Genomic DNA, 13195 nt, shown 5'->3' on the forward strand with positions numbered 1-13195 from the left:
GTTTTTTCGCTACGCTCAAAAACTCGGTCTGGCCTAAGGCCCCCCTTTCACATCGCTAGGCCATTTGCCTCCCTTCGATCGTCAAATTAAGGCGCTGCGCGCCTTACTGGACCACAATACGATTATGGACAAAATACTCATTATTCAACCCGCCTTTTTAGGCGACCTTATTCTGGCCACTGCCCTGATCGAAAAGCTTAGGGCCTATTACCCTTCAGCCCAAATTGATCTCTTGATCCGCAAGGGGCAGGGCCGCATTCTCAAAGGGCATCCGCATATTCATCAATTGTTGGAGCTAGACCGCAGCAATAAATGGCGCTCTATTCGGCAGCTCTTGGCCCATATTCGGCCCCAAAACTACGATTTGGTCATCAATTGTCACCGACATTTTACCGCCGGCCTCTTGGCTACCCTCTCTAAAGGGAAAAAAGTGGTGGGCTTTAAGAAAAATCCTTTTGCTTGGGCCTTTAGCCAAGCTGAGGAGCATATTTGGGCCGAACAAGAGGTCTACAGAAACCATCGCCTAATTGCCGCTTTTACAGATAAAGAAGCAGCTATGCCCAAGCTCTACCCCTCTGCAGAAGATTGGGGTTTTGTAGCAGAAAATTATGGCCAAAAGCCTTATATTACGATTTCGCCCGCCTCTTTGTGGGAAACCAAGCGCCTGCCTTTGGCCGTTTGGGCCGAACTGCTTCAGCAGTTGCCAAAATCACTCTATATTTATGTTTTGGGTGGCCCAGCCGACCGCGAACATGCGCAGGCTTTGGTCCAGTTGGCCAAGCGCCCCAATTTGTACAATTTGGCCGGCCAACATAGTTTTTTGCAAGATGTGGCCCTCATGAAAGGCGCAAAACTCAATTATGTCTTAGATTCGGCGCCCTTGCATATTTGCTCGGCCATAGATGCGCCCGTAGCAGCTGTTTTTTGCTCTACCTCGCCTACCTATGGCTTTGGCCCCTTGTCTAAAACACAATTTATTATTCATCAGCAACCAGCCCCGGCCTGCTGGCCCTGTGGCTCGCATGGCTACACCGCCTGCCCAAAAGCCCATTTCAACTGTGGCCAAATTGCAGTAATGCCCCTATTGGCTCCACTAAAACAGCTAGCCCATGAGTTATTTTAAGCCCTTCCCGATGCTCCAAAACGACAAACTACTTTTGCGTTATATGGAGGAAGAAGATGCCCGAGCACTCTTTAACCTCCGGTCAGATGCCGAGCAAATGCGCTACATTGACCGCCCCTTGCATCAGACAGAGGCCGAGAGCCTTGCTCATATTGAGCTACTGCAACAACAAATTGATAGCGGAGAAGGCCTCAGTTGGGCCATTTCTTTGCCTGGCCACCCCAGAATGATTGGCTCTATTTGCCTCTTTAATTTTTCTGAGGACCGCAAAGAAGCAGAAATTGGCTATGAGATCCACCCCAATATGCAACGCCGAGGCCTAATGAAAATGGCCGTTGGACTGGTCCTGAACTATGCCAAAAACGAGCTCCAATTGCGCTATGTGCATGCCCATACGCATAGAGAAAATGAAGGCTCCAAACGCTTATTGGCCCATCATCAGTTTAGAATATTGGGCGCCTCGCCCATAGCTAAAGATAGCTTTTGGTACCGTAAACAGTTCTAGCTGGCTGGCCTAGCGATGTGCAGCAGTGGCCGAAGGCCAGACCAAGCAGGCTTCGCCTGCGAAGGGCCGAGCGAGCAGCGAGCTGCGAAACGTAGCGCCTGCCGCAGGCAGGAGGCCCCAAAAAATCAAAAAAAGAGCAAGAGATGAGCTATCAAGTATTAAAATTACCTCCTAGAGAAGAGCTAGAGACCATTCCTTTATTGAAAAAAGCCATTGAGGCCAACCGTGTGTTAGCGGAACTGAAGGGAGTAACTGGAACACTGCCCAATGCTAGCATTTTGGTAGATAGCTTGATTTTAACAGAGGCCAAAGAAAGCTCTGCCCTAGAGAATATTGTTACCACTCATGATGCACTTTACTCGGCTCGTTCTACACAAGAAATAGCTAGTTTGAGCACTAAGGAGGTATTAAATTATGCTTCGGCCCTAAAGACGGGTTTTGCTTTAATACAAGAGCAGGGCTTATTGCTCAACCGCCATATCCTACAAATTCAGGAAGAACTAGAAGCCAATAATGCAGGTTTTCGGACACAGGCGGGGACTAGCTTAAGAGATGCTTACGGCAATTTAATCTACATGCCCCCTCAAGATGCACAAGAGATAAAGGACCTGATGTCTAACTTAGAGGCCTATATCAATGAGCCCGAAATGGATCATTTAGACCCCCTAATAAAAATGGCCGTGATTCACTTTCAGTTTGAAAGTATTCACCCTTTCTATGATGGCAATGGGAGAACTGGGCGAATTATTAACATTTTATACCTCTGCACCCAAAAACTTCTAGATTACCCTATTCTCTACCTTAGTAAATATATTATTGCCACAAAAGCGGCCTACTATGAACGCATACAAGCTGTTCGGGATCATGGCGACTGGACGTCTTGGGTGCTTTATATCTTAGAAGGGGTGATTCAAACCGCTAGGAGTACAATTCAAAATATTCAAGCCCTATTAAGGCTGATGAAAGACTATAAAGATCAAATTCAGGCCGCGCTACCTAGAATATATAGCAAAGATCTATTAGAGCATTTGTTTAAGCATGTTTATACTAGGGTGGAGCACTTACAATTAGCCATTGGTAAAAGTGAATCTACTGCTCGCAGGTACTTAGAGCAACTATTTGAGCTAGGCTTTCTTGAAAAAAGAGCCTATGCCAATAGCCATATTTATATTAACCCCCGACTTTTTAGCCTACTCACTAAGATTTAAACCTTATTTTCAGCCCCCTTCCTTCAAAAAGTGCGTTTTTTGACGGAGGAACATTCCCCGCCTTTCAAAAAGGACCTTTTTTGAAAGGGCCTATTTATTATCATGACCTCTTAAAGCCGAATGAAATTGGCCAAGTCGAAGAAAAAGACCAAAGTGACGCCCTTGATGGCGCAATACAATGATTTTAAGCAAAAATATGCCGATGCTGTCCTCCTCTTTCGAGTAGGGGATTTTTATGAAACCTTTGGGAGTGATGCTGTGCTGGCCTCCAAGGTCTTGGGCATCACGCTAACTGCTCGAAACAATGGCTCTTCTAAGATTGAGCTGGCGGGTTTTCCGCATCATTCTTTAGATACCTACTTGCCCAAATTGGTGCGGGCAGGTTATCGGGTGGCCGTTTGCGACCAGCTAGAAAAACCCTCTAAGCAAAAGAAAATTGTAAAAAGAGGGGTGGTCGAGCTGGTTACGCCGGGGATTACCACCAATGACAATATTCTGGACCATAAGAGCAACAACTTTTTGGCCGCCCTACATATTGGGCGCAAAGATCAGCTTGGTTTGGCCCTACTCGATATTTCTACTGCCGAGTTTTTGGTGGTTGAAGGCAATACGGCTAGCATCGATAAATTGCTGCAAAATTTTCAGCCCGCCGAGATCATTTATGCCAAGAACCAAAAGAAAGAACTTTTGGACCGTTTTGGCGAGCGCTACTATACCTATGGCATTGAAGATTGGGTCTTTATGCCCGATTATAGCCGAGAAAAACTGCTGGAGCAGTTTGAGGTGAGCTCCTTAAAAGGCTTTGGCATTGAGCAATTGGAAATGGCCCAAATTGCCGCAGGAGCCATTCTGCATTATGTACAAACCACCGAGAACAAAAACCTCAAACATATTGTACAAATTGCTCGGATTCCTACCGACCGCTATGTTTGGATGGATAGTTTTACCATTCGCAACCTAGAATTGGTGGGCAGCGCCTATAGCTCTGGGGTGAGTTTGTTGGATGTCATGGATAAAACGATTTCGCCTATGGGCAGCCGTTTGCTCCGCAAATGGGTCCTGATGCCTCGCAAAGACTTAACCTCTATAGTAAGCCGACATGAGGTGGTGCAAGCCTTTATTGAGCAGCCCAATTTGGCCTTGCTAATTGCGGAGCAATTGCAGCAATTGGGCGATCTAGAGCGCTTGGTGGCCAAAATTCCTTTGGGAAAAATCAACCCCAGAGAGGTCCGCCAATTGCAACGCTCTATTCTGGCCCTTGGCCCAATTAAAGAGGCTTTGGCCCAAGACCAACAGCCCCAACTGCAATCTATTGCCGAACGCATGCAGCTTTGTCCCCTACTCTGCCAAAGAGTAGATAATTGGCTAAAGGAAGAGCCCGCCGTTAAAACGGATAAAGGCGGCTTTATCGCTAATGGGGTATCGGAGGAGCTAGACGAATTGCGCGACCTGATTGCCAATAGCCGCGAACACCTAGAACGCATCCGAGTGCAAGAGGCCAAAGAAACAGGCATCGACAAGCTCAAAATTGGCTTCAATAATGTTTTTGGCTACTACCTAGAGGTCACCAATCGCTATAAAGATAAGGACCTGATTCCCGATCATTGGGTGCGCAAACAAACCCTCACCAACTCCGAGCGCTATATTAGCGAGGAGCTGAAACAATTGGAGGGCAAAATCCTTTCTGCCGAAGAGAAAATCATCGCCTTAGAGCAAAAGCTTTTTGGAGAGCTGGTCCTTTTCCTCAATGATTATATCCGCCCCGTACAAACCAATGCCCAACTGGTGGCCCAACTCGATTGCCTGCATAGCTATCATGTTTTGGCCTTAGAGCAGAATTATTGCCGCCCCCAAATGCATGAGGGCCTCGAAATCGAGATTAAGGCGGGCCGACATCCCGTGATTGAGCAACAGCTCAAGGCTGGAGAACTGTATGTACCCAACGATATCTTTTTGGACAATGAGCGACAGCAGGTTTTAATGATTACCGGCCCAAATATGTCAGGTAAATCAGCCCTTTTGCGACAAACGGCTCTAATTTCCCTAATGGCCCAAATGGGCGCCTTTGTCCCTGCCGATAGCGCAAAACTGGGCCTAATTGACCGCATTTTCACCCGGGTGGGCGCCTCCGATAATATCTCCTCGGGCGAGTCTACTTTTATGGTGGAAATGAACGAAACGGCCAGCATTCTCAATAATATCTCGAACCGCAGCCTCATTTTATTAGATGAAATTGGGCGGGGAACGAGCACCTATGACGGCATTTCTATTGCCTGGGCCATTGCCGAATATCTGCATAACCACCCCACAGCTCGGCCCAAAACACTTTTTGCCACCCACTATCACGAGCTCAATGAGCTGGCCCAACAGTTTGACCGCATCAAGAATTTTCATGTGGCCACCAAGGAGCTGGGCAAAAAGGTCATCTTTTTGCGCAAGCTCAAGGCGGGCGGCTCCGAACACAGCTTTGGGATTCATGTGGCCAAAATGGCGGGCATGCCGCCTCAGCTCATTTTGCGCGCCAGCGAAATTTTGGCCCAACTTGAAGAGCAGCGCTCGGCCCAAGAGGAAAAAGCCGAAAGCCTAGGCGATAAACTCAAGGCGGTCCAAAATGTACAGGCCATGCAGCTCAATATCTTTGATGCCGCCCCCGATCCCCGCTTCGAGAAAATGCGAGATTATGTGGAGGCCCTAGACCTCAACCGCATGACGCCTATTGAGTCTATGCTCAAGCTGCTGGAAATTAAAAAAATACTAGGCGAGGAAGATCATTAGGATTTGGGGCTGCCCCGCCCTGCGGGCGGGTCGGGCTGTTCCGGGCTCGCAGGTCTGCTCGGCCCATCGCCGCTTTCAGCGGCTCGGTCGGGCCTTCGGCCCCCCTCTCCATCCCTCAGCCTGCGGCCCTATCGGGCCTGCTAGAGGCAGAAAGGCCCCAAAAACTTAGGTTTTTGGGGCCTTTAGATTTACTTTTTAGTCTTTAGGGCAAAGGTGGAAAATATCACATCCAGTTTGCGCATTTCGGGTCGTTTCTTTTGGCCCGGGGCATGAATAAAGCCATCTAATAAGATGATTCTATTTCTATCGGGATCAGGAATAAGGTAAGTTACAAAGGGACCGCCCATAAAGTCGTTGGCCATAAACCAAATGCCACGAGCTTGTAGGGCTTCTCTTTCTCCAAAGTCAATTTTTTCGTAATAAGTGGGCAAATTCACATCGTCAATTTGCATATAAGAGCCTTCTTGCCAGCTAGCAAAATAGTCTTTGGTCAGGCGGTTGCGAATGGCCTTCAGGCTATCGGGGCTCAGGGTATTGGGGCCAGGATTTTCAATGCTATAGATAAAAATATTGCTACTCACCTTATTGGTTTCTTTGCGCAGCCAGCAGGCCACCGAATCTTGGTGGCTAATTTTATAGCCTTTGGGCACCGAAAGGCTCAGGTTTAAGCCTTGGCGAATATCGGCCTCTACTTCTTCAGTTTGGCCAGAGAAATAGACCTGTTTGACCAGTTTTTCGGTATCCTTTTCGTGCAGAATGTTAATCACCTTTTGATAATCTCGGCAAACGGTTTCAAATAAGCTTTGGCGATCGGGAGCGAACCAAAAAATGACCGTTTGGTCCTTGGCCCAGCGATTTTTTTGCACCATAATTCGGTAGCTAGGGTCTTCTGCTGCTTTTTTGATCTTTTTTGGGCCTAGTAACTTTCGGACCAGAGCCGTACCGGCCTCCTCCTTCTCAGAAAGGTCGGCTAAGATAACAATAGAGCGATGTGTTTTGAGCACCTTATTAAACTCTCGGCTCTCCACATGTCGGAGGTCCAAAATGGGCTCGGGTTGAGGGGTAATAGGATAAAGGGCCTCAAAATATTGGCGGATGCTATCACCGATAGGCGACTTATCCCAAAGATATTCATCGCAAACCAAATGCATTTGGTCCACACTACCGTAGGCCATAGGCGTTACCTCTAGGCGTTCGAGTTGTGCATCTGTGCAAGCGCTCGAAAAGAAAAGAGGGATAGAAAGCAGGCTAAGAAAGTAAAATATACGCATAGTTAAAAGCTGTCTGTTTTAATGCAGAGAATGAAGTGCTATTACCTCAGTAGATGCAAGTTGGGCTTAGAATGGTTTGCGGCAAAGATAGCTATTCGGGGACAATTTTTGTTGTGGAATAGAGAAAGGGCGCTTGCTCTGGGCCCAAAAGGAGATCGCTTTGGGCGCGCAGCGCCCTTTTGGCAGGCCCTTGGGGCCTGTTTTCTTTAGCCGGCCTAGCGATGTGGAGGGGTGGCCGCAGGCCAGACCGAGCCGCTGAAAGCGGCGAAGGGCCGAGCGAAGAGCGAGCCCCGAAACGTAGCGCCTGCCGCAGGCAGGAGGCCCAAAAAAAAATAGCCTGCAAAGCAGACTATCTTTATGGAATTAAGTTTTACGTTTTTTCTTTTTGGCGGCGGGAAAAAGCACATTATTCAGTATCAGGCGATAGCCCTCTGAGTTGGGGTGCAGATTGAGGTCGGTAGCGGGATCGTGCACAAAATGGCGGTAATCCTCGGGGTCGTGGCCCCCATAAAAGCTAAAAAAGCCCTTTTGGAAAGTGCCATGGATGTAGCGGGCCTCCTTGGCGGCTTTATTATCGCCAAGGACCAGTACATTTGACTTCAGCTGAGTTTTTCTGAAGGCTGTTGTTTGGCCCATAAAGCCTTTGACGGTTCGGTTATGGCATTGGGTGAGCATGCTCGGTACGGGGTCCCATTTGGCCGAAAACTCGAAGAGGTTAAAGTAATCTTGTTTGTCTGGCACTCGGCGGGCGGGGGCCGTCATGGGCGAGGCATCGATGGTAGAATACTCGTATTTATAGGGATCTCGGACCAATTGAAAATCCTTGAAGGCAAAAGTTTTGCTAAAGTCGAGTTTAGCTTGGGCCTGCGGATCGGCGGGGTCGCCATCATACATATGGTCGCAAATATCGACGCCCTCGGCGGCTAGTGCGATATCGTAGGTATCGGTAGCCGAGCACATGGCAAACATAAAGCCGCCGCCGGCCACAAACTCTTGGATGCGTTTTACCACGGCCAATTTGAGTTGAGAGACCTTATTGAAGCCGTGTTTTTCGGCTAGGTTTTCCATATTTCGGACATACTCTCTATACCATTGTTGGTTATTATAGCTGGCGTAGAACTTTCCGTATTGGCCGGTAAAATCTTCATGGTGGAGGTGCAGCCAGTCGTATTCGGGCAACTTCATATCGAGGACCTCATCATCATAGACCAAATCGTAGGGGATTTCGGCATAAGTGAGGACCAGGGTCACGGCATCATCCCAGGGTTGAATTTCTTTTCCGCGGGCATTTACGGTAGGGCTATAAACGGCCACTTTGGGTGGGACCTCTAGCTTCATGGCCTCCATATTGACCTCGGGGTCGGCAATTTGGTTGAGGATATTATTAAACTTGGCCTCGGCCAAAACCTCAAAGCGGACGCCTCGGGTAATGCACTCCTTTTTGAAGACATCGGAGTAGGGAAAAGCGAAGCTACCGCCTCGGTAATTGAGCAACCACCAAGCCTCCTGTTTTAATTCTAGGACCTTATAGGTGATGCCATAGGCTTTCAGGTGGTTTGTTTGGGCCTCATCCATGGGGAGGAGGATATAACCTTGGGCTCGAAGGCCAAGAGTGGTCAGCCAAAAGCAAAGAATAAAAATGCTAGTACGCATAAGCAATTGTTTTTTAGAAAATACAACTTTTAGCGAGCTAAAAAAAGGCCAAAGGGAGGCTTAACCTCCCTTTAAGAGCTACATCCAAGCTCGAATTTGATCTAGGGCGGCCTCTAAACTATCTGCTTGTGGAATCCCATAGCGTTGGCAGACCACATCTACATTGCCTTTTCTCCAAAAGTCTTTGGGACAATGCACAATGCTGCCTTTTTTTGGCCCAAATAAGCCCAGCTCCATCAGGGTAATTGGCGATTGAGACTGGGGTTCAAAGTGAAACAGCCTAAAATCGGCTTCTTCCAAGCCCTTTAGCTCCCAATCTACCTGCGCCTTAAATTCAGGATGATCAATGCTTTGTTCCCAGCTGTTATCCCAGCCATCTCGGCGGGGATTCAGGATCAGCAGATCTTCTTTTATGAGCTGATAGCCCACCCAAGATTGCCAGTCTTGAGCCTTGCCCATATCTATGCTCCCAGCCAAAAAGAGCAGCTTTTCCTCGGGGGCTTTTTTGTAGGGAAAAGGCGGCTTAATAATTCTCATAACTTAGTCTTTAATATCAATAGGCGTCAGCTGGTAGCCTTCTTTGCGCAAAAGGCGAATTACGCCATGCGGACCGCCCAAATGGGCTGCCCCTACGGCATAAAAACAAGCCTCTTTTTTAGAAAACTCCTTAATGAGGGGGATCCAATTATTGTTTCGCTTAATCAAAAGCTCTTCCTCCGAGTTTTCCATATCTTCCATCTGTTCGCTGCTGCTTTCAATCAGGCCATCGACATCGGCTTTTTTGTAGAGCGCTACCAATTCGGCAAACTCTTTCTTGCCTGATTGATCTCCATTTTTTAGGCCTTTTACGCCTTCTAGCAGCGCCTGAGCTTGGTCTTTATACGGAATCTTCTCAAAGACATTCATCTGATCGGCAATTGTCTCCAATCCCCCAAAACTCATATTGCGTTTTTTGGCCATAGCCATCAGTTCCATCTCATAGGCCTTCGTCTCTCCCTCAATCATATCCTGATAAAGAAAAGACTGCAACAACATGGGTTTCCAGTTTTCAATCATAGAAAAAGGCATCATCTTGAGTTCTGGATTTGTGGCCTCTTCAGTAAAATAGGTTTTCACCAACGCATAGTCTTTTTCGGGCAATAGGTCCTTGAGTTTTTTGCCGCCTTGCATAGGCGCTAAAGTGAGCATTTGCATGCCCATTTGCATCATATTCGACATATCGATTTCGAGGACCAAACGCTGGCTTTTATCCAGTGCCGCCTCCGCTTTTTCGCTAAAGCTATAGTCTTTCTCGCCAATCATATGAATGGTCCCAAACAAATAAGAGGTTTTGATGCCCTTGCCTTTAATCTCCCAAAGCAAGGAGTTTTCTAGGCGCTGACTGGGGTCAATTTGTACCTTTTCGGCTGTTTTACAAGCCGTCGACAATAAAAATAAGAGGCTCAAGCTCCAGCTGAGCCATACTAATGATGTTCTGTTTTGCATGAATGTTTTTTTTCTAAATATCTGTTTTTGGGGCCTCCGCCTCGCTTCGCTCGTCGGCGCTACGCTTTGGGGCTCGCAGGTCTGCTCGGCCCTGCGCGGGCTGCGCCCGCTAGGTCTGGCCTAACGGCCACCCCGCCGCATCGCTAGGCCGTCGGGCGCTTCGCGCCCTTCTAGACCAAGCGCTTTACTTTCGGCCAAAATCGGCGGGGATTTCGCCCCAGTTTTCGGTCTCCCATTTCAAAATGGGATTTTCATAGCTATTGTTCTTTAGCCAGTTTTCGGCTCGCTGAATAAGGACAAAAAGGGCTTTAGTTTGGGTATTTTGGACCAAATTCGTTTTCACTTTTTTCTTTCTCAGCCAGCTCATGGCTGTCCTAGAATCAGTATAAATGGGCAAATTGGGCAGTTTTTTCTGTTGCAAATAGGCCAAGCCATGCACCAGGGCCAAAAACTCCCCAATATTATTGGTCCCCAAAGAAAATTTTTGATGAAAGATGCGGCGGCCTGTTTGGGTATCTACCCCTTGGTATTCCATAACGCCCGGGTTGCCACTACAGGCGGCATCTACCGAAAGGCTATGCCAGACCACCTCCTTTTCCATGGCTGCAGAAGGTTTGCTGCTGCTCTTCTTTTTGCTACTATTTACGGCTGCCCAATAATTGCCAGCTAGGGCCTCTTGGGCTTCGCTGAGACTTTTATAGCTTTTGTATTTCGCTTGGGGGTAGCCCTTAGTTTGGGCCTCGCAATCGGCCCAAGAGGTAAAGATTCCTGTTTCATGGCCCTCCCAAACGACATAATATTTCTTTTTGGCCATTTATCCTTTATTTTGAGCGCAACTTGATGATGGGGCAGATGACCTCTTCTAGAGAAATGCCTCCATGCTGAAAAGTATTGCTATAGTAATTATTGTAATGATTATAATTATTGGGATATAGGAAAAAGCGATCATTCTTGGCAAAGATAAAAGTAGAGCTCACATTGGGGCGGGGCAACTTTCCATCTTCAGGGCGGCGAATATCAAAGACATCTTTGCGGTCATATTGCAGATTGCGGCCCACCTTATAGCGGAGGTTAGTGGTTGTTTCTCGGTCGCCCACTACCTTAGAGGGTTGATGCACCCGAATACTTCCGTGGTCGGTAGCAATAAAGAGCTGTACATCTTGCTGAGCAATAGACTTGAGGGCCTCCCAAAGCGGAGAATGCTCAAACCAAGAGACCGTGAGTGAGCGGTAGGCCTTTTCATCTGCGGCCAACTCCTTGAGAATGTCCATTTCGGTCCGTGCATGCGAGAGCATATCAATAAAATTGTAGACAATACAGAAGAGGTCGTTATTTCGGATATAATTATGAATATTATCCACCAGCTGTTTGCCGCCATCCATATTGGTCACTTTAAAGTAGCCATATTGAATAGGCTTGCGGAACACCCGCTTAATTTGTCGGCCCAAGAGTTCAGATTCATGTAAGTTCTTGCCGCCCTTCTCATTGTCATTCAGCCAAAGTTCTGGATAGCGTTTGGCAATTTCGCCGGGCATCATTCCGCTAAAAATAGCATTGCGGCTATACTGGGTGGTAGTGGGCAAAATGCTATAAAAATAATCTTCCTCCTCTACCTTAAAGTAGCGAGAAATAATGGGCTCAATCATCTTCCATTGGTCAAAGCGGAGATTATCGAGTAGGAGAAATACCGTGGGGCGGCTACGGTCCACATCTGGAAACACCATAGAGCGGAGCAAATCGTGCGACATCACGGGGGGGCTTTGCTCATTATTGAGCCAATCGATATAATTGCGGTCGATAAACTTAGAGAACTCGGCATTGGCCGAATCTTTTTGGCTAGCCAGAATATCGGCCATGCTAGCTGTTTTAGAAGCATCTAGTTTGAGCTCCCAATAGATAATTTTTTTGTAGACCTCGGCCCATTCGTTGGCATCCATACTATTATTGATGGCCATCAGGATATTGCGAAACTCCTGTTGGTACTTCATTCGGGTTTCTTCCTGGACCAGGCGGTCGCCATCTACTAGTTTGCGCAAAGTAGAAAGCAGCTGCAAGGGATTGACCGGTTTGAGCAGATAGTCGCTAATTTTAGAGCCAATAGCTTGCTCCATAACATCCTCTGCCTCATTCTTGGTAATCATAACCACGGGCAGATGGGGCGCGAGCTCCTTAATGCGGTCTAGAGTTTCTAGGCCCGTAATACCGGGCATACTCTCATCTAAAAAGACGATATCATAATGGCCCATCTTTTCAGACACTTCTTCAATGGCATCATGTCCGTTGGTTACTGGCACAACCTCATAACCTTTTTTCTCTAGGAACATGATTTGGGGCTTGAGCAGTTTTTGCTCATCATCGGCCCAAAGAATTTTTATTGTACTCATAAATTAGAAATAGCTTTTTTGTTAAACTCCATAAAGGAAAATGGGGAAAGAAAGGAGCAATTGGCCTAGCGATGTGTAGGGGTGGCCGAAGGCCAGACCGAGCCGCTGAAAGCGGCGAAGGGCCGAGCAGACCTGCGAGCCCCGAAACGTAGCGCCGCAAGGCGAAGCCGCAGCGGAGGCCCCTCCTCATTATTCTCCTAACGGCCCCTAAGATAAGGAAGTTAGAAGAGTAGATAGAAAAGATGTGAAAAAAATAAAGGATATACTTGTCTTTTATTGAAAAAGGTTTTAATTTTGGGCAGTTAAAAAATTATGGCATGGGAATTTTTTCTAAAAGTTGTGAATATGGTTTGCGGGCTGTGGTTTATGTAGCGGATGCCTCTGCGGAGGGCCGTAAAGTAGGCGTAAAAGAAGTAGCTGAAGAGATAGACTCTCCTGTTCATTTTTTGGCTAAAATTCTGCAGAACCTAAGCAAACAGGGCATTTTGTCCTCGAGCAAAGGGCCTGGAGGCGGTTTTTTCATTGAAAAATCGGCCCTAAACCTCAGCTTGGCCAAGGTAGTAGAAGCCATAGATGGCCGCAGCTTGTTTGAGGGCTGTGCGATGGGGCTCAAGAAATGCTCGGCCAAAAAGCCTTGTCCCCTACACGATGATTTTGGAATGATTCGGTCCAAAATTACAAAAATGCTAGAGAGCCAAACGATTGGCGATTTTAGAGATAACCTATTAAAAGTAGATTATTTTCTGGATACCTAAAAATTAGCCGCCCTATCTAGCGGTTTTTTTTGATCC

Annotated in this window: 11 protein-coding genes; 5 read left to right on the top strand and 6 right to left on the bottom strand. The window is 47.3% G+C overall.

All coding sequences use genetic code 11. The features are described from left to right. Positions 1 to 64 precede the first annotated feature (64 nt). From SAPGRDRAFT_RS08145 to mutS, 4 genes are all read left to right on the top strand, one after another. On the top strand, positions 65 to 1123 hold the full coding sequence (locus SAPGRDRAFT_RS08145) for a glycosyltransferase family 9 protein (RefSeq protein ID WP_002658609.1): 1059 nt from the start codon (positions 65 to 67) through the stop codon (positions 1121 to 1123). Then, on the top strand, positions 1110 to 1628 hold the full coding sequence (locus SAPGRDRAFT_RS08150; RefSeq protein ID WP_002658611.1) for a GNAT family N-acetyltransferase: 519 nt from the start codon (positions 1110 to 1112) through the stop codon (positions 1626 to 1628). The genes SAPGRDRAFT_RS08145 and SAPGRDRAFT_RS08150 overlap by 14 nt, the downstream gene beginning before the upstream one ends. 143 nt (positions 1629 to 1771) lie before the next feature. Continuing rightward, the gene (locus tag SAPGRDRAFT_RS08155) at positions 1772 to 2836 is read left to right on the top strand and encodes a Fic family protein (protein ID WP_002658613.1); all 1065 of its coding nucleotides are present in this window, start codon (positions 1772 to 1774) and stop codon (positions 2834 to 2836) included. Between the two features lie 120 nt (positions 2837 to 2956). Continuing rightward, positions 2957 to 5611 (top strand): DNA mismatch repair protein MutS, encoded by a 2655-nt coding sequence (mutS, locus tag SAPGRDRAFT_RS08160; RefSeq protein WP_002658615.1) that lies wholly within the window; start codon positions 2957 to 2959, stop codon positions 5609 to 5611. A gap of 188 nt (positions 5612 to 5799) precedes the next feature. Here the strand turns inward: mutS and SAPGRDRAFT_RS08165 are convergent, their stop codons facing one another. From SAPGRDRAFT_RS08165 to SAPGRDRAFT_RS08195, 6 genes are all read right to left on the bottom strand, one after another. Then, positions 5800 to 6882 (bottom strand): DUF4837 family protein, encoded by a 1083-nt coding sequence (locus tag SAPGRDRAFT_RS08165; protein ID WP_002658617.1) that lies wholly within the window; start codon positions 6880 to 6882, stop codon positions 5800 to 5802. A 363-nt stretch (positions 6883 to 7245) separates the two neighbouring features. After that, the gene (locus tag SAPGRDRAFT_RS08175; RefSeq protein WP_002658619.1) at positions 7246 to 8535 is read right to left on the bottom strand and encodes a hypothetical protein; all 1290 of its coding nucleotides are present in this window, start codon (positions 8533 to 8535) and stop codon (positions 7246 to 7248) included. 78 nt (positions 8536 to 8613) lie between these two features. Further along, positions 8614 to 9072: a nucleoside 2-deoxyribosyltransferase domain-containing protein gene (locus SAPGRDRAFT_RS08180; protein ID WP_002658621.1), complete on the bottom strand. Its 459-nt coding sequence runs from the start codon at positions 9070 to 9072 to the stop codon at positions 8614 to 8616. Between the two features lie 3 nt (positions 9073 to 9075). After that, positions 9076 to 10020 (bottom strand): TraB/GumN family protein, encoded by a 945-nt coding sequence (locus tag SAPGRDRAFT_RS08185; RefSeq protein WP_002658622.1) that lies wholly within the window; start codon positions 10018 to 10020, stop codon positions 9076 to 9078. A gap of 184 nt (positions 10021 to 10204) precedes the next feature. Then, on the bottom strand, positions 10205 to 10834 hold the full coding sequence (locus tag SAPGRDRAFT_RS08190; protein ID WP_002658624.1) for a ribonuclease H1 domain-containing protein: 630 nt from the start codon (positions 10832 to 10834) through the stop codon (positions 10205 to 10207). Positions 10835 to 10841: 7 nt separating this feature from the next. Next, entirely contained in the window at positions 10842 to 12404 is a 1563-nt protein-coding gene (locus SAPGRDRAFT_RS08195) for a response regulator (protein WP_002658626.1), read from the bottom strand. Positions 12405 to 12721: 317 nt separating this feature from the next. On the opposite strand from SAPGRDRAFT_RS08195, the gene SAPGRDRAFT_RS08200 reads away from it, so the two are divergent. Further along, complete coding sequence (locus SAPGRDRAFT_RS08200; RefSeq protein ID WP_002658627.1) at positions 12722 to 13159, top strand: RrF2 family transcriptional regulator; 438 nt, start codon at positions 12722 to 12724, stop codon at positions 13157 to 13159. Positions 13160 to 13195: the final 36 nt, after the last annotated feature.

The sequence above is a fragment of the Saprospira grandis DSM 2844 genome (genome assembly GCF_000275825.1).
GTDB classification, from domain to species: domain Bacteria; phylum Bacteroidota; class Bacteroidia; order Chitinophagales; family Saprospiraceae; genus Saprospira; species Saprospira grandis_A.

Excerpts from the sequence above, each read along its gene's own strand:
- SAPGRDRAFT_RS08180 (WP_002658621.1), bottom strand. The coding sequence starts at position 9,072 with ATGAGAATTATTAAGCCGCCTTTTCCCTACAAAAAAGCCCCCGAGGAA.
- mutS (WP_002658615.1), top strand. The coding sequence starts at position 2,957 with ATGAAATTGGCCAAGTCGAAGAAAAAGACCAAAGTGACGCCCTTGATG.
- SAPGRDRAFT_RS08185 (WP_002658622.1), bottom strand. The coding sequence starts at position 10,020 with ATGCAAAACAGAACATCATTAGTATGGCTCAGCTGGAGCTTGAGCCTC.
- SAPGRDRAFT_RS08155 (WP_002658613.1), top strand. The coding sequence starts at position 1,772 with ATGAGCTATCAAGTATTAAAATTACCTCCTAGAGAAGAGCTAGAGACC.
- SAPGRDRAFT_RS08190 (WP_002658624.1), bottom strand. The coding sequence starts at position 10,834 with ATGGCCAAAAAGAAATATTATGTCGTTTGGGAGGGCCATGAAACAGGA.
- SAPGRDRAFT_RS08200 (WP_002658627.1), top strand. The coding sequence starts at position 12,722 with ATGGGAATTTTTTCTAAAAGTTGTGAATATGGTTTGCGGGCTGTGGTT.
- SAPGRDRAFT_RS08195 (WP_002658626.1), bottom strand. The coding sequence starts at position 12,404 with ATGAGTACAATAAAAATTCTTTGGGCCGATGATGAGCAAAAACTGCTC.
- SAPGRDRAFT_RS08165 (WP_002658617.1), bottom strand. The coding sequence starts at position 6,882 with ATGCGTATATTTTACTTTCTTAGCCTGCTTTCTATCCCTCTTTTCTTT.
- SAPGRDRAFT_RS08175 (WP_002658619.1), bottom strand. The coding sequence starts at position 8,535 with ATGCGTACTAGCATTTTTATTCTTTGCTTTTGGCTGACCACTCTTGGC.
- SAPGRDRAFT_RS08150 (WP_002658611.1), top strand. The coding sequence starts at position 1,110 with ATGAGTTATTTTAAGCCCTTCCCGATGCTCCAAAACGACAAACTACTT.